Annotated in this window: 15 protein-coding genes and 1 pseudogene; 3 read left to right on the forward strand and 13 right to left on the reverse strand. The window is 29.0% G+C overall.

Annotation, left to right across the window (positions count from 1 at the left end; all coding sequences use genetic code 11):
• Positions 1 to 7: 7 nt before the first annotated feature.
• The 6 genes from typA to ACLVEP_RS02755 all read right to left on the reverse strand — a co-directional run bounded on the left by typA (position 8) and on the right by ACLVEP_RS02755 (position 6,065).
• Positions 8 to 1,825, reverse strand: coding sequence for a translational GTPase TypA (gene typA, locus ACLVEP_RS02730; RefSeq protein WP_318000751.1), 1,818 nt, complete (start codon positions 1,823 to 1,825; stop codon positions 8 to 10).
• A gap of 106 nt (positions 1,826 to 1,931) precedes the next feature.
• Entirely contained in the window at positions 1,932 to 2,726 is a 795-nt protein-coding gene (locus tag ACLVEP_RS02735; RefSeq protein WP_412582669.1) for a Cof-type HAD-IIB family hydrolase, read from the reverse strand.
• Positions 2,727 to 2,817: 91 nt separating this feature from the next.
• Positions 2,818 to 3,756 (reverse strand): Rpn family recombination-promoting nuclease/putative transposase, encoded by a 939-nt coding sequence (locus tag ACLVEP_RS02740; RefSeq protein ID WP_412582670.1) that lies wholly within the window; start codon positions 3,754 to 3,756, stop codon positions 2,818 to 2,820.
• A 62-nt stretch (positions 3,757 to 3,818) separates the two neighbouring features.
• Positions 3,819 to 4,982 carry a MalY/PatB family protein gene (locus tag ACLVEP_RS02745; RefSeq protein WP_412582671.1) on the reverse strand — a complete coding sequence of 388 codons (1,164 nt, stop codon included), beginning with the start codon at positions 4,980 to 4,982 and terminating at the stop codon, positions 3,819 to 3,821.
• 2 nt (positions 4,983 to 4,984) lie between these two features.
• Positions 4,985 to 5,830 (reverse strand): DUF3737 family protein, encoded by an 846-nt coding sequence (locus tag ACLVEP_RS02750; protein ID WP_412582672.1) that lies wholly within the window; start codon positions 5,828 to 5,830, stop codon positions 4,985 to 4,987.
• 1 nt (position 5,831) lies between these two features.
• Complete coding sequence (locus ACLVEP_RS02755) at positions 5,832 to 6,065, reverse strand: hypothetical protein (protein WP_199588461.1); 234 nt, start codon at positions 6,063 to 6,065, stop codon at positions 5,832 to 5,834.
• A 129-nt stretch (positions 6,066 to 6,194) separates the two neighbouring features.
• Here ACLVEP_RS02755 and ACLVEP_RS02760 point away from each other — a divergent pair, with 129 nt between their 5' ends.
• Positions 6,195 to 7,097, forward strand: a complete 903-nt coding sequence (locus ACLVEP_RS02760) for a LysR substrate-binding domain-containing protein (protein ID WP_412582673.1) — start codon at positions 6,195 to 6,197, stop codon at positions 7,095 to 7,097.
• Here the strand turns inward: ACLVEP_RS02760 and ACLVEP_RS02765 are convergent.
• Genes ACLVEP_RS02765 through ACLVEP_RS02775 form a run of 3 tightly spaced genes read right to left on the reverse strand, consistent with a single transcriptional unit; the run spans position 7,087 to position 9,661 of the window.
• Positions 7,087 to 8,373 (reverse strand): redoxin domain-containing protein, encoded by a 1,287-nt coding sequence (locus ACLVEP_RS02765; RefSeq protein ID WP_412582675.1) that lies wholly within the window; start codon positions 8,371 to 8,373, stop codon positions 7,087 to 7,089. The genes ACLVEP_RS02760 and ACLVEP_RS02765 overlap by 11 nt on opposite strands.
• Positions 8,374 to 8,384: 11 nt before the next feature.
• The gene (locus ACLVEP_RS02770; RefSeq protein WP_412582677.1) at positions 8,385 to 9,056 is read right to left on the reverse strand and encodes a cytochrome c biogenesis CcdA family protein; all 672 of its coding nucleotides are present in this window, start codon (positions 9,054 to 9,056) and stop codon (positions 8,385 to 8,387) included.
• Between the two features lie 17 nt (positions 9,057 to 9,073).
• A complete protein-coding gene (locus ACLVEP_RS02775) occupies positions 9,074 to 9,661 on the reverse strand; it encodes a DUF5105 domain-containing protein (RefSeq protein WP_412582678.1) in 588 nt (195 codons plus the stop codon).
• A 132-nt stretch (positions 9,662 to 9,793) separates the two neighbouring features.
• On the opposite strand from ACLVEP_RS02775, the gene ACLVEP_RS02780 reads away from it, so the two are divergent.
• Positions 9,794 to 10,711: a LysR family transcriptional regulator gene (locus ACLVEP_RS02780; protein WP_412582680.1), complete on the forward strand. Its 918-nt coding sequence runs from the start codon at positions 9,794 to 9,796 to the stop codon at positions 10,709 to 10,711.
• 123 nt (positions 10,712 to 10,834) lie between these two features.
• On the opposite strand, the gene ACLVEP_RS02785 is transcribed toward ACLVEP_RS02780, so the two are convergent.
• Positions 10,835 to 12,274: a glycoside hydrolase family 1 protein gene (locus ACLVEP_RS02785; RefSeq protein WP_412582681.1), complete on the reverse strand. Its 1,440-nt coding sequence runs from the start codon at positions 12,272 to 12,274 to the stop codon at positions 10,835 to 10,837.
• A gap of 259 nt (positions 12,275 to 12,533) precedes the next feature.
• A complete protein-coding gene (locus ACLVEP_RS02790) occupies positions 12,534 to 14,123 on the reverse strand; it encodes an IS1182 family transposase (RefSeq protein WP_412582683.1) in 1,590 nt (529 codons plus the stop codon).
• A gap of 215 nt (positions 14,124 to 14,338) precedes the next feature.
• Here ACLVEP_RS02790 and ACLVEP_RS02795 point away from each other — a divergent pair, with 215 nt between their 5' ends.
• Positions 14,339 to 15,745, forward strand: a complete 1,407-nt coding sequence (locus ACLVEP_RS02795) for an ISL3 family transposase (protein ID WP_412582684.1) — start codon at positions 14,339 to 14,341, stop codon at positions 15,743 to 15,745.
• A gap of 238 nt (positions 15,746 to 15,983) precedes the next feature.
• Here ACLVEP_RS02795 and ACLVEP_RS02800 read toward each other — a convergent pair whose 3' ends face one another.
• Together ACLVEP_RS02800 and ppk1 are read right to left on the reverse strand one after the other, a co-directional pair.
• Complete coding sequence (locus ACLVEP_RS02800) at positions 15,984 to 17,051, reverse strand: ATP-dependent 6-phosphofructokinase (protein ID WP_318000286.1); 1,068 nt, start codon at positions 17,049 to 17,051, stop codon at positions 15,984 to 15,986.
• Between the two features lie 9 nt (positions 17,052 to 17,060).
• Positions 17,061 to 18,335: pseudogene (ppk1, locus tag ACLVEP_RS02805) on the reverse strand (polyphosphate kinase 1); the annotation flags it as partial.
• Positions 18,336 to 18,341 lie beyond the last annotated feature (6 nt).

Consider the following 18,341-nt stretch of genomic DNA (forward strand, 5'->3'; position numbering starts at 1 on the left):
CTCTTTTTTATCCATTATTTTTTCTATATTGTTGTCTTCTTTCGTTTTCAGTTAAATAGCGTTTTCTTAAACGAATGTTATTTGGTGTTACTTCTACAAGTTCATCTTCATTAATATAATCTAAGCAAGATTCTAGATTAAATTGACGAGGTCTTTTTAAAACAACTGTAGAATCTTTTGATGATGAACGTGTATTTGTCATTTGTTTACCTTTAGTAACATTAACAGTTAAATCATTATCTCTGCTGTGTTCACCAACGATCATACCTTCATAAACATCTACACCAGGACCAACGAACATAACTCCACGATCTTCAACACTTCCAAGTGAATAAGCTGTAGTTTGTCCACTATCAATTGAAATTAAAACTCCTAAGTTTCTCTTACCAACTGTTTCACCTTCCATTGGACGGTAATCAATAAATGAGTGAGAGATAATTCCATATCCTTTTGTCATTGTTAAGAAGTTTGTCATAAATCCAAATAAACCTCTTGATGGAATTGTATAAACAACACGTGTTTGTCCATCACGAGAATCCATTGTTTCTAAGACACCACGACGATATCCTAAAGATTCAATAACAGCTCCAATACAATCATCAGGTGCTTCAATTGTAACTTCTTCATATGGTTCACATAAAACACCATCGATTTCTTTCATGATTGCTTTAGGTTTAGAAACTTGTAATTCATAACCTTCACGTCTCATATTTTCAATTAAAATAGATAAGTGTAATTCTCCACGTCCAGAAACAATCCATTCTTCTTTATTTTGAATTCTTTCAATTTTTAATGAAACGTCTCTATTTGTTTCTTTAAATAATCTTTCTTCAATTTGTCTAGCAGTCACAAATTTACCATCTTGACCAGCAAATGGTGAAGTATTTGTTCCAAAAACCATTTGAATTGTTGGTTCATCAACATGTAATAATGGTAAAGCTTCTTCTTGACCAGTTGTACATACTGTTTCACCAACACCAATATCAGCAAGACCAGCGATAGCAACGATATCTCCTGCACTTGCTTCTTCAATTTCAATACGGTGTAATCCAATAAATCCATATAATTTTTGAATTCTAAATTGACTGTGGCTTCCATCAGCTCTTACACAAGTAACTGATTCATTAACATGAATCTTACCTCTTTGAATACGTCCGATTCCAATACGTCCTACATAATCATTATAGTCTAATAAAGCTGGTTGGAATTGTAAAGGTCCATCAACATCTACTAATGGTTCAGGAATTTCTTTAATAATCATATCAAATAAGCAATCCATATTTGGTACTTGTGTTGAAATATCAGGGTCTAAACTTGATGTTCCTTGTAAAGCTGAAGTATAGATTGTTGGGAATTCTAATTGGTCATCATCTGCACCTAATTCCATAAATAATTCTAAGACTTCATCCATAACTTCATCAATACGTGTTACAGGTCTATCTACTTTATTAATAACTACGATAGGTTTTACTTTAGCAGCTAAGGCTTTCTTTAAAACGAAACGTGTTTGTGGCATTGTTCCTTCATAAGCATCTACTACTAATAAAACACCATCTACCATGTTCATGATACGTTCTACTTCTCCACCAAAGTCAGCATGGCCTGGTGTATCCATGATATTGATTCGATAATCTTTATAATTAATTGCTGTATTTTTAGCAAGGATTGTAATTCCTCTTTCTCTTTCAAGGGCATTGCTATCCATCGCACGTTCACTAATTTGTTCACGGTCTTCTAATGTTCCAGATAGCTTTAATAATTGGTCTACTAATGTTGTTTTTCCATGGTCTACATGGGCAATAATCGCTATATTTCTAATATTCATACGCTACTCTCCCTTCGATAACTTCCTCATTATATCACAATAATTTGAATTGTCATTATTTATTTTTTTATGTCAAGAATTATTTTTCAATGTAAGAGTTTACACTCTATAATTTATTCAATACTTCTTGTTTAATTACTTCTAAAACACCTTGATGATCATTACTTTTAGCAATGCCATAAGCAATATCTTTAATACGTGGAACAGCATTAGCCATGGCATAACTATATTTTACCGCTTTAAGTAAAGTATAATCATTCATTTGATCACCAAATGCCATACATTCTTCAGGTTTGATATTTAATTCTTTTTGTAATAACTTGATAGCTACACCTTTATTAATATCTTCATTTTGAATATCGATCCATTCATTACCTGAAGTTGTTGCTTTAACACCTTTATCTAATCCTCTAGCAATATCATCAGCATAACGGATAATTTGATGATTAGGATCATAGATTGCTATTTTCATAATTTCGTCATCAATTTCATCATAACTTTCTACAAATTGATAATTACAATAATATGTACGGATAACTGGTTCTAAATGTTTAAATTCACTTAAACAATACGCACTTTTTACACCACATAAAATCATATTCAATTCAGGATGTTTTTCTACTAATTGAATAACAGCTTGTACTTGTTCCTTTTTTAAAGTATTTGTTGAAATAAGTTTTGCTCCTTTAGCTATATAACTTCCATTTTCACCAATAAAATACATTTCATTAGAAATTGGTAAAAATTTTTGATATAAACGGAAATATTGATTTCCTGAAGCAATGACAAACTTAATTCCTTTTTTTCTAAGTTCAGTAAAAATATCAAAAAATTCCATTGAAAATCTTTTAGAAGAATCTAAAAAAGTTCCATCCATATCTGTTGCTATTAATTTAATCATTCACTTGTCCCCTTTTTCTTCAAAAATATATTAAAGAAATATGATTTATTTTTCAATATTAAAGCAAAAGAAAAGTACGATTTCTCGTACCTTACTTTTCTATTATTCTCTTTATTACTTCTAAATCTTCATTATTTAATAACATATCAAAGATTTCATCATATTGTTTTTCCGTGAGATTTTCTAACCAGTTTATAGCTTCATTTGGATATTTCGTTTTATAGAACTTTATGACATGCGATTTTGACTTTTCTACTTTGCCTTCAGCTATTCCTTCAATTCTTCCTTCAGCCTTTCCTTCAACTCTTCCTTTAGCTTCTCCATCGACATAATGAGCCATCTTATCAAATTCAGCTTTTTCATAAGCCCAGGCTTCTTCTCTTAAGTTCATATCTTCCATAAACTTATCATATTTTTCTTTCATGATTTGTCCCACCTTTGTCATATTAATTCTATCACATTCATTTCCTTTTTCAATGACATAACAAAGCTCTTCTAATTCATTTAAATGATCTTTTCCCTTTTCTTTAACTATTTTTTCAATTTCTTTTAAAAACACATAATAAATATGTATTAAACTACCTTTATCATCATGATACTTATTATCCATAATACTAAATTTTCTTATTAATTCATGATATTTTTTATCTTCTTCATGATATAGAATTATTTGATATACCGATTGCAACTTTCGATATTCATCCCCACTTTTTATTTGTGAAGCAATATTTTTAAAAGCATAATATTGAAATCTTCGATGCAAACTTTCAAATAAACCTGCTGATTGTACTTCAATATTAATATACTCTCCTTCTTGTGTTTTTACTCTAACATCTAAAATAGATCTTTTTTCACGATAGTGATGTGTCATTAACTCAGAATTAATAACATAAAGTTCTTTGCAGCGAATAGGTGTTACTTCTTCAATAATCTTTTTTAAAATATACTGACATCCTTCATCTTCATTATCATAAACAAAATACTTAAATAATAGGTCATTATAAAATGGTATGGTTATCTTTTCTTTCATCTTTTGATCCTCCTATTATTTATATTGTATTTTTTTATACGTTTTTCTTTAAAAAAAAGAATTTATTTATTTTGATACAAATAAATTCCTTCTTTAAAACGATTTAAACCATCTTTTAATCTTTCAAATGGACAAGCTACATTCATACGAATAAAAGCTTTTCCATTTTCACCATATTCTAAACCATCACTTACATAAAGACCTGTTTTCTCTCTTATAAAAGAAGTGAGTTCAACACTATCTAAGCATACTTTATGACAATCAATCCATAAAAGATAAGTTGCTTCTGTAGGCACTACATAAACATCTTTGATTTCTTTTTGAATGAACGAAATGGCATAGTCTTTATTATTTTGAATATATTGATTTAATTCATTAAGCCAATCTTCACTTTGATTGAAAGCTGCTTTTGTTGCACATATTGCAAAACTATTTGGTTCAGCTACTTCATCTGTATTAATCCCACGATTGACTTTATGTCTTAATACTTCATTTGGTACAACAATACAAGCTGTTTGCATTCCTGCCATATTAAAAGCTTTGGTTGGTGCAATACACATGATCGTATTTTCTAAATTTGTTTTTGAAACAGAAGCAAAAGGGATATATTCTTTTTGAGGATTGGTAATATCACAATGAATTTCATCACTTAAAACAATAACATGATGTTTTGCACATAAATCACCGATTCTTTGTAAAGTTTCTTTATCCCAAATTTTACCTATTGGATTATGGGGATTACAGAAAATCATTAATGTTGTTTGACTTAAAGAAAGTTTTCTTTCTAAATCTTCAAAATCAATATGATATTCTTTTCCATCAAAAACAAGGTCACTTGATAAAACATGTCTTCCATTATTTAAAATAGAATTATAAAAAATATTATAAACTGGTGACATAATCAAAACATTTTCACCTACTGTTGTCACCTTTCTAACTACCGAAGAAATAGCAGGAACAACACCTGTAACAAACATCATCCAATCTTTTTCCATATGAAAATGATGTCTTCTTTCCCACCAATTTTGATAGGCTTCAAAATAATCATCAGGAACAGTATTATAACCAAATACTTTATGATCTACCCTATTATGTAAAGCATCTATAATGGCTGGAGCTGTTTCAAAGTCCATATCAGCTACCCACATAGGAAGTTCATTTTCTTTAACATCCCACTTATATGAATTTGTATTAAAACGATTGGTCATCTTTGAAAAATCGTACATTTTTACATCTCCTTTAATTGAATCTTTGTTTGACTTGGATCAATGATTTGATCATCAATAATCATTTCACCAATACTATGAGCACTAATTTTACCAGAAATAGGATTTGTAATACTATCAATATGACTTACAATTTGTGCATCAATATCTTTACAGAATTCAAAAGCAAGAGTCGTATTAATTAATTTACAATTAACCATCTTTAAACCTTCGATATAACATAATCCTTGTAAACTTTCAATTGTACAATTTACAAAAGTAATATTCTTTGTATTCCATGCAAGATATTCACCAATAATTACAGAATCATAAACCGTTACATTTTCACAATTCCAAAAAGCATCTTTTGAAACAAGTTTAGAATTTCTTACAACAATATTCTTCCCACCATCAAAACAATAATTACCTGATAAATTTAAACCATCAATTTCAATATTTTCACTATTCATTCCAAAATAATCACCTTTAGCAACCACATTATGTAACTTAATATCACTACATTTCCATAAGGTTTCTTGAGCATTGACCATATTAACATTTTCTAAAGAAATATGTGTCCCTCTTCTAAATGTTTTAGGAGCATCAATCACGCTATCTTTAATATTAATATGATGAGTATACCAAATACCTGATCTCGCTGTTTCAAGTAAAGTACTATTTTCTACATTGATATGATTACAATACCATAGTGGATATTTCCATTTAAAAATACTTCCACTAATATCTATATGATCACTTTCTTTTAAAGGAGATTCTCCATCTGCAAAAATACTATCTTCTACTTTTAAATCATGACTTTTAAATAAAGCTCTTTCTCCTTTTAAATAAGCTTGTTTAACTAATTCCATTTTAATCCTCCTTCATTTGTTTCTTTAACGTATATATTAAATAATCTAAACAATCTATTTTCTTTTGTTCCTCATGTAATTTATCTAATAAACAACAACGATGACACTGTAATGATTTTATCAACATCTTCAAATCATCATTATTATATTTTTTAATACACTTTGTAATAAGTTCTTCATCACATCCTGCATCTTTTAAATTCATAATTAATTCTTCAATTACTTCTTTTCCCAAAGCTCTCACCACTTTCCTTTATTATTGTAATTCTTTATCTCTATATTATCAAATACCTATAACAAATACATTTCTATACTTGCAAGGCATAATAAAGATGATTAAAATAAAAATAAAGGATGTGAAAAAATGGAATTTAGACTTTTACAATATTTTCTTGCGATTGCAAGAGAAGAAACAATTTTAAAAGCCGCTGAAAGTTTAAATGTGACTCAGCCTACTTTATCAAGACAAATGAAAGAACTTGAAGATCATTTAGGAAAACAACTTTTTATTCGTGGTAATCGTAAAATCACTTTAACAGAAGAAGGTATTTTACTTAGACAGCGTGCTGAAGAAATTGTTAGTCTTGTCGAAAAAACAGAAAGTGAAATTATGTTATTTGATGAAACTTTAAGTGGTGAAGTATGTATTGGTAGTGGTGAAACGTTAGGAATAGAAATCATTTGTAAAGCCATTCAACGTGTTCAAGAAGATTATCCTCATATCAAATTCCACTTATTTAGCGGTAATGAACAAGATGTAACGGATCGTCTTGAAAAAGGTCTGATTGATTTTGGTATGATTATTGAACCCGCAAATATTTATAAATACAATCATTTATCTTTACCTTATCAAGACTTATGGGGCATCTATATAAAAAAGGATCATCCTCTTGCTTTAAAAGAAACAATTACCCCTCAAGACTTAATGAACGTTCCTCTTTTATGTTCTTCACAAGAATTAAAATATAAACAAATTGAAAATTGGGCCAATTCTTATTTTTCTAAGTATCATATTATTGCGACTTATAATTTAATTTATAATGCAAGTATTTTAACAAAGGAATGTAATGGTGCCGTCATTTCTTTAAAAAATCTCATAGATACAAGCGGTGAAGGTTCATTATGTTTTAGACCACTGGAACCACAAATCACCTCATCACTGGCTTTTATTTGGAAAAAATATCGTGTACTTTCAAAACCTGCACAATATTTCTTAAAAGTATTAGAAGAAGAAATAAAAAAGTATTCTACCTTTTTTAATAAATAATCACTGGATAACCTTGTTCCACATTTTCATAGATTGTTTTAGCCTGTTCTTGTGGCAAATTAATACAGCCATGACTGCCATCGACCTTATAAATTTCACCACCAAAATTTGTACGCCAAGAGGCATCATGTAATCCTTGACCACAAACAAAAGACATCCAATACGTTACTTTTATTTGATAATCATATTCTTCACTTTTTAAAGTATAAGGACTTGCTTTATAAGGAATCTGCCAAATACCTGTACATGTTTCTCGGTCATTTGTTGGAAGTCCACTTACAATATCTGTTTCTGTTACCAACGTTCCTTTTTTATAAAACCATAAATGTTGTTTTTGTAAACTAATTTCAATATAATTACCATTTAAATCATCTTCACCATTTCTTTCAATTCCTTGAAATTTATAAATTGGTTCTTTTTGTATGGAAACTTTATTTTTAATATCCGCTATAATTTGTTGTTTTTCTTTTTCCTGATCTATTTGATAACCATATTTTCCTTGATTAATTGTTATTTCTTTCCCATCCGTTGTATGAAAAATTCTACTTTTTCCATATGTATCATATTTTAAAGATAACTTTGATACATATTCTTGTATTTTTTCTTCATTTATTATTCTCTTTTTACCTTTAACTTTTACCCATGATTGAAGTTTGGAATTACTTAATACTTCTGTTTTGTTTCCAAATAAATAAGTTATGGACATCTTTTCTTTTTGTACACCATTATTCAATAATCCTTTTATTTTAGAATTCAATTCTTGATCTGTAATTTCTCCAACATAATCTTTTATAAGATAACCCTCTTCATCTATAAATAAAGTTCTAGGTAAATATAAAAGTTGATATGTTTTTTCAGCACTTCCATTTATATCATATAAAAAATTCATTTTATAACCTTGATTATTTATAAACATCTGCGCATTATCCTTTGTTTCTCGATTGCCATCTGTTTCATTAATCATTAAAAAAGTAATATCATTCCCATATTTCTCATACATTTTTTCAAAGTTGGGCATTTCTCTTTTACAAGGTGGACACCAACTTGCCCAAAAATTAACAACAATTGGCTTCCCCTTATAATCTGATAACTTTACCTCATGATCATTTTCATCATACACTGTAAAATCCATTGCTTTTTCTTTAGAAATTGCCTTAACCGTTTTCTTTTCGTTATTTAAATGATAGTTTTGCCCTAATTGATTATATACATAGTTAGAAAATATCAATATTCCTATAAAACATAAAAATAAAATAACTAAATTTCTTTTCTTCATCTATCCTTCTCCTATAACATTAAAATGGAAAGCAATTTATAATACATACCTGACATCATTGCTATACCAATCACAATTAAAAACACTCCTGAAATCATATTGATTTTATTTAAGTTTCTTCTAAAAAATGCTATTGTATCTTTTAACGATTCAACAAAAATACCACATAAAACAAAGGGTATCCCTAATCCAAAACTATAAATCAAAAGAAGAAACATTCCCTTTATAATATTTCCTGAAATAATTACACTCATTAAAGCTGTACCTAAAAAAGTTCCCACACATGGACTCCATCCTATCGCAAAAGTCATTCCAAATAAAATCGCAGGAATAAAATGATAGCTTTTCATTTTATAATCAATTTTGAGCGTTTTTGCTAAAAATTTAATATTTAAAATTCCTAAATAATTAAAACCAAAGAATAATACTATTGCCCCCGTTATAAAATTAATAATCTCCTGATGATTTTTAATAACTGCCCCTATCGAACCTGTTAATGCCCCAATAAGTATAAAAATGATAGTAAATCCTAAAACAAAACCAAATACATTCGCGTTTGTTTTTTGTTCTTTTTTTTCATTATTTCCACCTAAAAGATAGGATAAATAAATAGGCAGCATTGGCAAAATACAAGGAGATAAAAAGGTTAAAATTCCTTCCAAAAATAATAATACATATTCCACTTCCTTTTTCCTCCTCGTTATTGTTGTAAAATGCTACTTAATATTTGATTATCAAAATCATTTTCTACTTTCCATTGTCGATCTTTTTTATATAAAATAACTTTAAATGTTATTTTATGATCATTATCAGGTCCCTTTTTAAATTCATTCGCAATTATTTTATAGAGTTCATTAATCATTTTTTCTTTAGAAAACTCTGTTTCTTCTTGCATTTTTTGAGCTAATTGAGCTTGTCCATTTTGTGTTATTCTTTTTAATCTAAATGAACCTATTGTTACTTTAACATCAGCTTTATCATGAGATTTTGAAACTAAATGAACTTTATAATTTATTTTTTCTAATCCTTTTGTAATATTTTTAAAAAAATCATCTTGATGTTCTGTTGGTTCTACTAAAGCACAAGCGAGCTGTGTTTTTTGTATTTTCTTCATAAATAGTTGTGATAACTTCTTTTGGTCTTTGTTATCTTTTTTCTCTTTAAAAAGTGTATCTAATCTTGCTTTTACAACAACCTCTGGTTTTGTATCATCCTTTATAGAAAATAATGTAATTATCATAAAAAAACATATAAAAGTAATTCCTAAAATAATTTTTTTATTTTTCATAATGCACCTCATTTCATAACGCATACTATCAAATAAAGTAATATCAAAAAAGCAATATATTTTATAATTAAATCGTGGAATTTTCATTATTTAGGTTTATAATTTAATTGAATATTAGAAAGGAAATGAAAAATGAACAAAACAAATATTGAAGCATTTATTGCTTTACTAAACGAAAAAAATATTGTAAAAGCAGCTGAATCTCTTTATTTATCGCCATCTACAGTAAGTACACAACTCAAGGTTTTAGAAAATGAGCTTGGTTTTAAGTTATTTGAACGTCATAAAGGGCATAAAACAGTTACCCTTACACCTAAAGGTGAATCTTTTAAAAAAATAGCTTATGATTTTTTATCTTTGATAAATGAATGTGATCAATTAAAAAGTAGCGAAGAGAAGAACTTTATTTCAATTGCGACAGCTGATAGTTTTTTAGCGTATAATCTAGCACCTTTTTATCGTGAACTTGTTTTTGGAAAGGAAAGATTTAATCTTGAAATTAAATTACAACCTGCTGATATGATTTATTCTCTCATCAGCAAAAAAGAAGTAGATATTGGTTTTGTTACATACCAAATTAATTATCCAGATGTGAAGGTCGAAGAAGTTTTTTCTGATGAAATGGTTGTTCTTGTTCATCAAAATTCTCATATAACAGGGAATACAATTCACCCAAGTAACCTTGATCCAGAAAAAGAACTTATTGTTGGCTCTCCAAAAAATAAACATATTGGCTGTGGTGCTACTTTTAATACCTGGCGAGCAACTTGGATTGACGCTAAAAAAAGACCTTTAGTTCGAGTTAATAGTATTTCTGTTCTATATCATTTTTTATCTTCAAATGAAATTGAGTTTTGGATGTTTGCTCCTATGACTACCGCAAAAGAGTTAGTTAAAGAATATAATTTAAGAATTTTAACATTAGAAGAACATCCACCAAAACGTGTATGTTATAAATTAACTCATCGTCACACTACACAAACTGTTCAAAAAAATATTGATTACTTTAATTCAATATTAGTTGACTATATTAAAGAACATTTTATTTAAATGATTTTATCACAAAGTAAACATTCCTCGTTTTACAACATTTTCTTAATATATTCATTTATCAAAAATATTAGAGGAAATAAAAAAGTATTCTACCCTCATTAGAATACTTTTTCATTATTATTATTTTAAATCTTCACCATTTGTTTCGATGACTTTTTTATACCAATAGAATGATTCTTTTCTTCTTCTTGCAAAATCACCTGTACCATCATCATATCTTTCAACAAAGATAAATCCATAACGTTTAGCCATTTCTCCAGTTGAAGCTGAAACTAAGTCAATACATCCCCAAGGTGTATATCCTTTTAAATCAACACCATCTAAAACAGCTTCATGCATTTGTTCAATATGACTTCTTAAATAATCAATACGATAACTATCTCTTACTTTACCATCTTCATCAATTTTATCATAAGCACCTAAACCATTTTCTACAACAAAGATAGGTAATTGATAACGATCATAGATTTCATTTAAAGAATATCTTAAACCAACTGGGTCAATTTGCCATCCCCAATCAGAAGCTTTTAAGTATGGATTAGGAACACCACCTAAGATATTTCCTTTTCCACCTTCTTTAGTCTTATCAGCAGTTTGACAATTTGACATATAATATGAACATGTATAGAAATCTACTGGACCAGAGGCAAGAATTTCTTCATCGCCATCTTCCATTTTAATTTCAATATTATTTTCTCTAAAATATCTCTTCATATAATTTGGATATTTACCACGACATTGAACATCACTACAGAACCAGTTCATTAAATGATTTTTTTGTTGATTTTCAATTTGATCATCTGGATTACATGTAAGGCCATAACTTGTAGCCATAATTTGCATACATCCTACTTGATAATTTGGATCAATTTCATGAGCCATTTTAACTGCTAAAGCACTGGCAATAAATTGATGATGTAATCCTTGAAAACGATTTTGAGGAACATCCACTTGATCCATAAATTCCATTTCTTTAATTTCATTTAAGATTCCTTGCCCTAAAAAAGCACCCATTGCTGTTGTAGCACTATTGATTTCATTAAAAGTCAACCAATATTTTACTTTTCCTTTATATCTTGTAAAGATAGCTTTACAGAAATTCAAATAACAATCAATCATACGACGATCAACCCATGAATTCCATTTTTTAGTTAGATTAAATGGTACTTCATAATGTGAAATTGTAATAAGTGGTTCAATACCATATTTTAAACATTCATCAATTAATTCTTCATAGAATTTTAAACCTGCTTCATTTGGTTTGTCTTCATCACCATTTGGGAAAATACGTGTCCAAGCAATAGAAAAACGATACATTTTAAATCCCATTTCTGCAAATAAAGCAATATCTTCTTTAAAACGATGATAATGATCGATTGCATCATGACTTGGATAGAATGTTCCTTCTTCTAAAACTGGTGTAATTCTTTTACTTTTTGTAGCAGTTCCTCCTGTACAAATATCTGGACAAGAAATACCTTTACCACCTTCTTGCCAGCCACCTTCTAATTGGTTTGCAGCAGTTGCTCCACCCCAATAAAAACCTTTTGGAAAACTCATCTTTCTTCCTCCTTATTTTTGTTATACAAAATTTCAAAGCTATTATAACGTATTCCTTTAAAAACCATTATTTTTTTCATTATTGTAAAATTACTTGACAAAAAAAGGAGCTGTAACGAATAAATAGTTTTTACTGTTTATCGAGGAGTTACAGCTCTTCTTTTTTTATTCTTAGTTTCTATTTAAAATGTGAATTACTTTTTTCAAAATGTTGACGCACTTAAAAAGAACTAACCCTTTTCTTAAAAAAAATTTTATGCTAGTTGCTTTCTTCTGTGCTTACCATCTGCTTTTGTTTATGATATTTTCTTATATTATGTCCTATCGCTACCATGATGATTTCTGTTTTTACACCAGAATTTCCTCTTCGATGCATCTTGTCATACTTCTGGTTCATTTTCCAATCTCCAAATGTTCCTTCCGTTTCATTGCTTCTTTGAAACATCAGTTTTATTCCATCTGCACTTTTTACATTTTTTTGAACTTCTTTTTCATACTCTTCCAGCTGAAAGTTATGTACTATCGTTCTGCCTTCTTTTGATTTTGTGCATTTTGATTTCATTGGGCATTCTTTACACTTGTGACATCTAAAATGCATATTTATTTTTTCATATTCACTTCTGCTGTCCTGAGTTACTTTTTCAAGTTCAAACTCATGACCGGCTGGACATATGAAGTTTCCTTCTTCTGTTCTTTTCATATGTTTCTTATGAAATTTATTTTTTTCATTTGTTTTTTCCTGTGACTTATAATATCCTGAATATTTCATATACAGTTCGATATTGTTTTCTTTACAGTAACTGTAGTTGTCATAGCTTCCGTATCCTGCATCAGCCGGTGTTTTCTTTGGCAATCTCCCATAGGCACTTTTATACTTCTCCATGAATGGAATATATGTTCTAAGATCATTTCCGTCACTGCTGATATAGATATTTCTTATATATCCATCACTTACTCCTATTTGAACATTATATCCTGGCTTGAATACGTTTGTGTGATTATAATAATCATATTTCATGTGCATGAATGTTGCATCTGGATCAGTCTTTGAAAAACTGTTTCGATTTCCTAAAAGCTCCATATGAATGGCATATTCCCATAGCTTTATTGCGTGTCCCTTAAGTTCGTCATACAATCTTTGTATGTTGCTTTTTCTTTTTCCTTTTCCATGAACAAATTCGATATTGTAATCTTTCATATATCTTTCGATTCCATCGGCAACGGCAAGCATGTATTCTATGCTTGGTTCCTTAAGAAGCGAATAATTCAAGGCAATATTCTGTTCTGCAAAATATTTATTGATTTTCTTTAGACAGAGTATTACCTTTTTCCATCTTTTAGTTCGATTCCTGATTGTATTTGCACGCCAAACGAATGTGTTCTTATTGGCGTTGGCTTCATATTTGGTACCATCAATACACAAAACATCCGTATTGATAGAAATTTTTGATTCTATGTATTTATTGATTTCATAAAAGATATCCTCAATCGGCATAGTCAGATCATCATGAATAAATCTTTGAAATGCCTGATGAGACGGCTTCTGATTTTGAGCGATAAACATATATCGGATATCGGTCTTACATAGTTTACTGAGTTTTCTGGTAGAAACATATCCTCTGTCGGCCATAGCCAACATGATGAGTTTAAACATCATAACTCCATCATAGCCATGAGTATTTCTGTTAGTGAAGTCGACATATCTAGCAATATTAACCTCCTCAACGACTTCAATAACAGTTCTACAAATATCATCATGAGCAATATCTTTTTCAAAAGACAAATTAAAATTTAATAGCATATATGGTTGATATGCGTTATAATTCTCAATGTATTCTAGTGTTTTCATCGACAACTATTATACCAAAAAAACGGGCTTATGCCCGTTTTGGCTATTCAAATAATTTAGGGGCCTCAACTTTGGGGGTCTACTTTAGGGGGCAACTTTAGGGGGATGAACTTCTAATAATTGCCATTGAAAAACAACAGCTAGGATTCTGGCTGTTGTTTCTTTTTATAGTTCATTTATCATTTATATTGTCTAGATACTATGAAAGGAACTATATGAATAATGATATCATGAAATTTTTAAACATTGAAGATAAAGACATAATTATCTCTAAGATTTTAATTGATGGAAATACTAAGATAATTTATTTAGAAAAGACTCTCAAAGTCGAATATTGCCCTGCCTGTTCTTCTAGAATGCATTCAAAAGGAAAATATATTAGAAAAATAAATCATCCTATCCTACAGGATGGCTATCAATTAAAACTTATTGTAACTCAAAGAAAATGGAGATGTACCAACCCTCAATGTAATCTTTACTTCAATGATCAGTTTAACTTTATTAGTAAATATAAACAGTCATCTAATATTACTCCTTATATGATCCTTAATGAAATGAAGAATATACATATCACTACTGCAGATGTCGCTAGAAAATATAATATTTCTGATACTTCCGTACATTATATATTTCTACAATATTTGAACATAAAACGTCTTCCTTTACCTGAAATAATTTCTGTCGACGAAGTATTTTTAGATATTGACTATAAGCATCGTTATGCTCTGGTCATTATGGATTTCAATACTCTAGAAATCGTTGATATCCTTCCCAACAGATGGGAGGAAACAACAAATGCCTACTTTTTATCCATTCCATTGGAAGAACGAAAAAACGTTAAATACCTTATATGTGATATGTATAACCCCTATATCAACTATACAAAACGCTATTTTCCTAACAGTATTGCTATCATTGACAGCTTTCATGTTGTTTCTTGGATCATAAGAAAGATAAATAACTATATCAACGATCTAAAAAAGAAATTCCAAATAAGAGATAAAAAGCTTTACGAAGACACTTGTATAAAAAATAATAAACCTATAGATTTTAAAAATATGCCAACATCTAAAGAGGTCTATCTTCTTAATAATTTTAAATGGCTCATATTACAAAATGTAGAAAATATAGACTATCAAAGTAATGTTAGATACAACCACAAATTAAAAGCTTATTTAAATACTTATGACTATGAAAAAATGTTTTTCCAATTGGACGATAATCTTATACAAATCAGACGTCTAAAAGAAAAATATATCGAGTTTAATAAAACCAAAGAAAGGAATCTAGAAAAAATCAATACTCTCTTAAGCTATATTATTGATTGTTATTCTCATTCAACATTAATCATGTTTAAAGAATTTCCTGAATTATTAAAAGATCATAAACAAGAAATCATCAATTCATTTATTTATATAACTGATAATAATGGAAATGAACGAAGACTATCTAACGGGCCTATGGAAGGATATAATAGGACTCCTAAAGATTTCAAAAGAAATTCAAGAGGATTAAGCAATTTTGAATATGCAAGAAGTAGATTGATTTGGGCTAACAGGAAAAACGAACCTATTTTAGCCACTCCTAAATCAAAAAAAGAAGTATATAAATTTAAAAAATAACTTGTTAAATGTATCTAGACAAAATTAAAGGAACAACCTATTTGATTGTTCCTTTAAACTTATTTTCTATGAATTTTTAGGTTGCCCCCTAAAGTGCCCCCTAACTTTCAACAGGGTTTTCTTAAAACCCCTAAAGTTGTCCCCTAAATAATTTGGCTTTCCCCCTAAATTATTTGGTTACCCCCCGTTTTTGCGTTATAGAAACTATTTTTAAAAACTATTTATTCGTTACAGCCCCTTACTCTCCAAATGAAATTCCCATTAATTTAGCATTTTTAACAACTTCACCAGCAGGATCAACATACTTTAACTTTCCTGCTGTTTCTTGTAAAGGAATTGCTTTTACTTCAGTTTTATCAAGTATAATCAATTTTCCATAATCATGATTTAAAATCAATTGTGCTCCTGCAATTCCAAAACGTGTTGCCATTAAACGATCATAAGAACAAGGATTTCCACCTCGTTGAATATGTCCAGCACATGAAACACGTATTTCACTATCAATATATTCTCCTAGCTCTGTTGCTATTTCATAAGCAACAGACATACCATTTCTACTAGCAACTTTTGCTTTATATTTTTTCTTTGATAATAAACTATCAGCCTCACTAATAGCTCCTTCAGCACAGGCAATAATCGTATAATTTTTTCCATTCTTTTGATTTTCTTTAATCTTTTTTACAACTGCCTTAATATCATAAGGAATTTCTGGTAATAAAATCACATCTGCATGACTTGCAATACCAGCAGCTAAACAAATATGACCTACACGATGTCCCATAATTTCTACAACAAAAACACGATCATGGCTTTTAGCTGTTGTTTGAATTTCATCTAAATAATGAGTTGCAATATCTACTGCACTTTGAAATCCAAAAGTATAATCTGTTCCCCACGTATCATTATCAATCGTCTTAGGTAAACCAATAACATTCAAGCCTTCTTGACTTAACATATTTGCTGATTTTAAAGAACCATTTCCTCCTAAAACAACTAATCCATCTAATTTTAATTTCTTATATGTTTTTTTCATTGCTTCAACTTTATCAAAGCCATCTTCAATAACACGCATTTTTTTAAAAGGACAACGTGAAGTTTTTAAAATTGTCCCACCAACATTTAAAATATCCTCAAAATCAGTAGGTGACATTTTTTTATAATCCCCATACATTAATCCTCTATAACCTTTAAAAAAACCAATTAATTCAATATCTTTATCTTGACGATAAAGTGTTTTTGCAAGTGAAGCCATTGTTGCATTTAAAGCTTGACAATCTCCACCACTTGTTAAAATTCCTATTTTCATAAAAACCTCCTATTTAACATCATTTTTAAAAAAGTATTCTTGACTATTCATTAATGCCTTTTTATTTTTTATCTTCTTGTATTTACCATTATTTTCTAAACGTGATGCTTTAACATTATCATTTAGCATACATTCAAACATCATAAGTAATTTATGTTTCAATTTACTATCTAAAACAGGCGCTGCCACCTCAACTCTTCTTTCCAAGTTTCTAGTCATTAAATCCGCTGAAGAAATATAAACTTGAGGATTTGTTTTTCCAAATATATAAATTCTTGAATGTTCAAGATATCTTCCTACAATAGAAATTACCCTAATATTTTCAGTATACCCTTCTACACCTGGAATAATACAACAGATACCTCGTACAATTAAATCAATTTTAACACCTGCTTGAGAAGCTTCTACTAATTTATCAATCATTTTTTTACTTGTTACTGCATTACATTTAAAGCCTATATAAGCTTCTTTTCCTTCTTTAGCTAAAGCAATTTGTTCATCTATATAAGTAAAAATATGAGATAACATACAATGAGGTGCAACCATTAATAAATCTGTATGATTTTCTGTTTCTCCTAAACATAAATGATTAAAGACACCATTGATTTCTTCACCTATTTCATACTTAGATGTCATTAAAGATAAATCTGTATATAATTTTGATGTCTTTTCATTATAATTTCCTGTTCCAATTTGACTAATATAATTAATATCTCCACTATTTTTATAAGTAATCAAACATAATTTAGAATGTACTTTAAGTCCATCTAATCCATAAATAACACGACATCCTGCTTCTTCTAAACGTTTTGACCAACCAATATTATTTTCTTCATCAAAACGTGCACGTAATTCAACTAAAACAACAACCTCTTTACCATTTTCAGCTGCTTTAATTAAAGATTTTACAATTTTAGAATTTTTAGCAACACGATATAACGTCATTTTAATACTTACAACATTTGCATCATGACTTGCTTCATCTAGTAATCTTAAAAATGGTGACATGGATTCAAAGGGATATGTTAATAAAATATCTCTTTTTAAGATTTGTTTAATCATTGGTACTTTATTTTCAACCATGGCATTATTACGAGATTCTAATCTCTTATAAAATAATTGAGGTTGTATATATTTCAAATGATCTCTTAATTCACCTACAAAACCAAAATCTAATGGTGAATTACTTACAAAAACTTGATTTTTCTTTAAATTTAAGAAATTCATTAACATTAATACTTCTAATTCTTCTAATCCTGGAGACATCTCTAATCTCATTGGAGATAATCT

The sequence above is a fragment of the Faecalibacillus sp. genome (genome assembly GCF_047023275.1).
GTDB lineage: Bacteria > Bacillota_I > Bacilli_A > Erysipelotrichales > Coprobacillaceae > Faecalibacillus.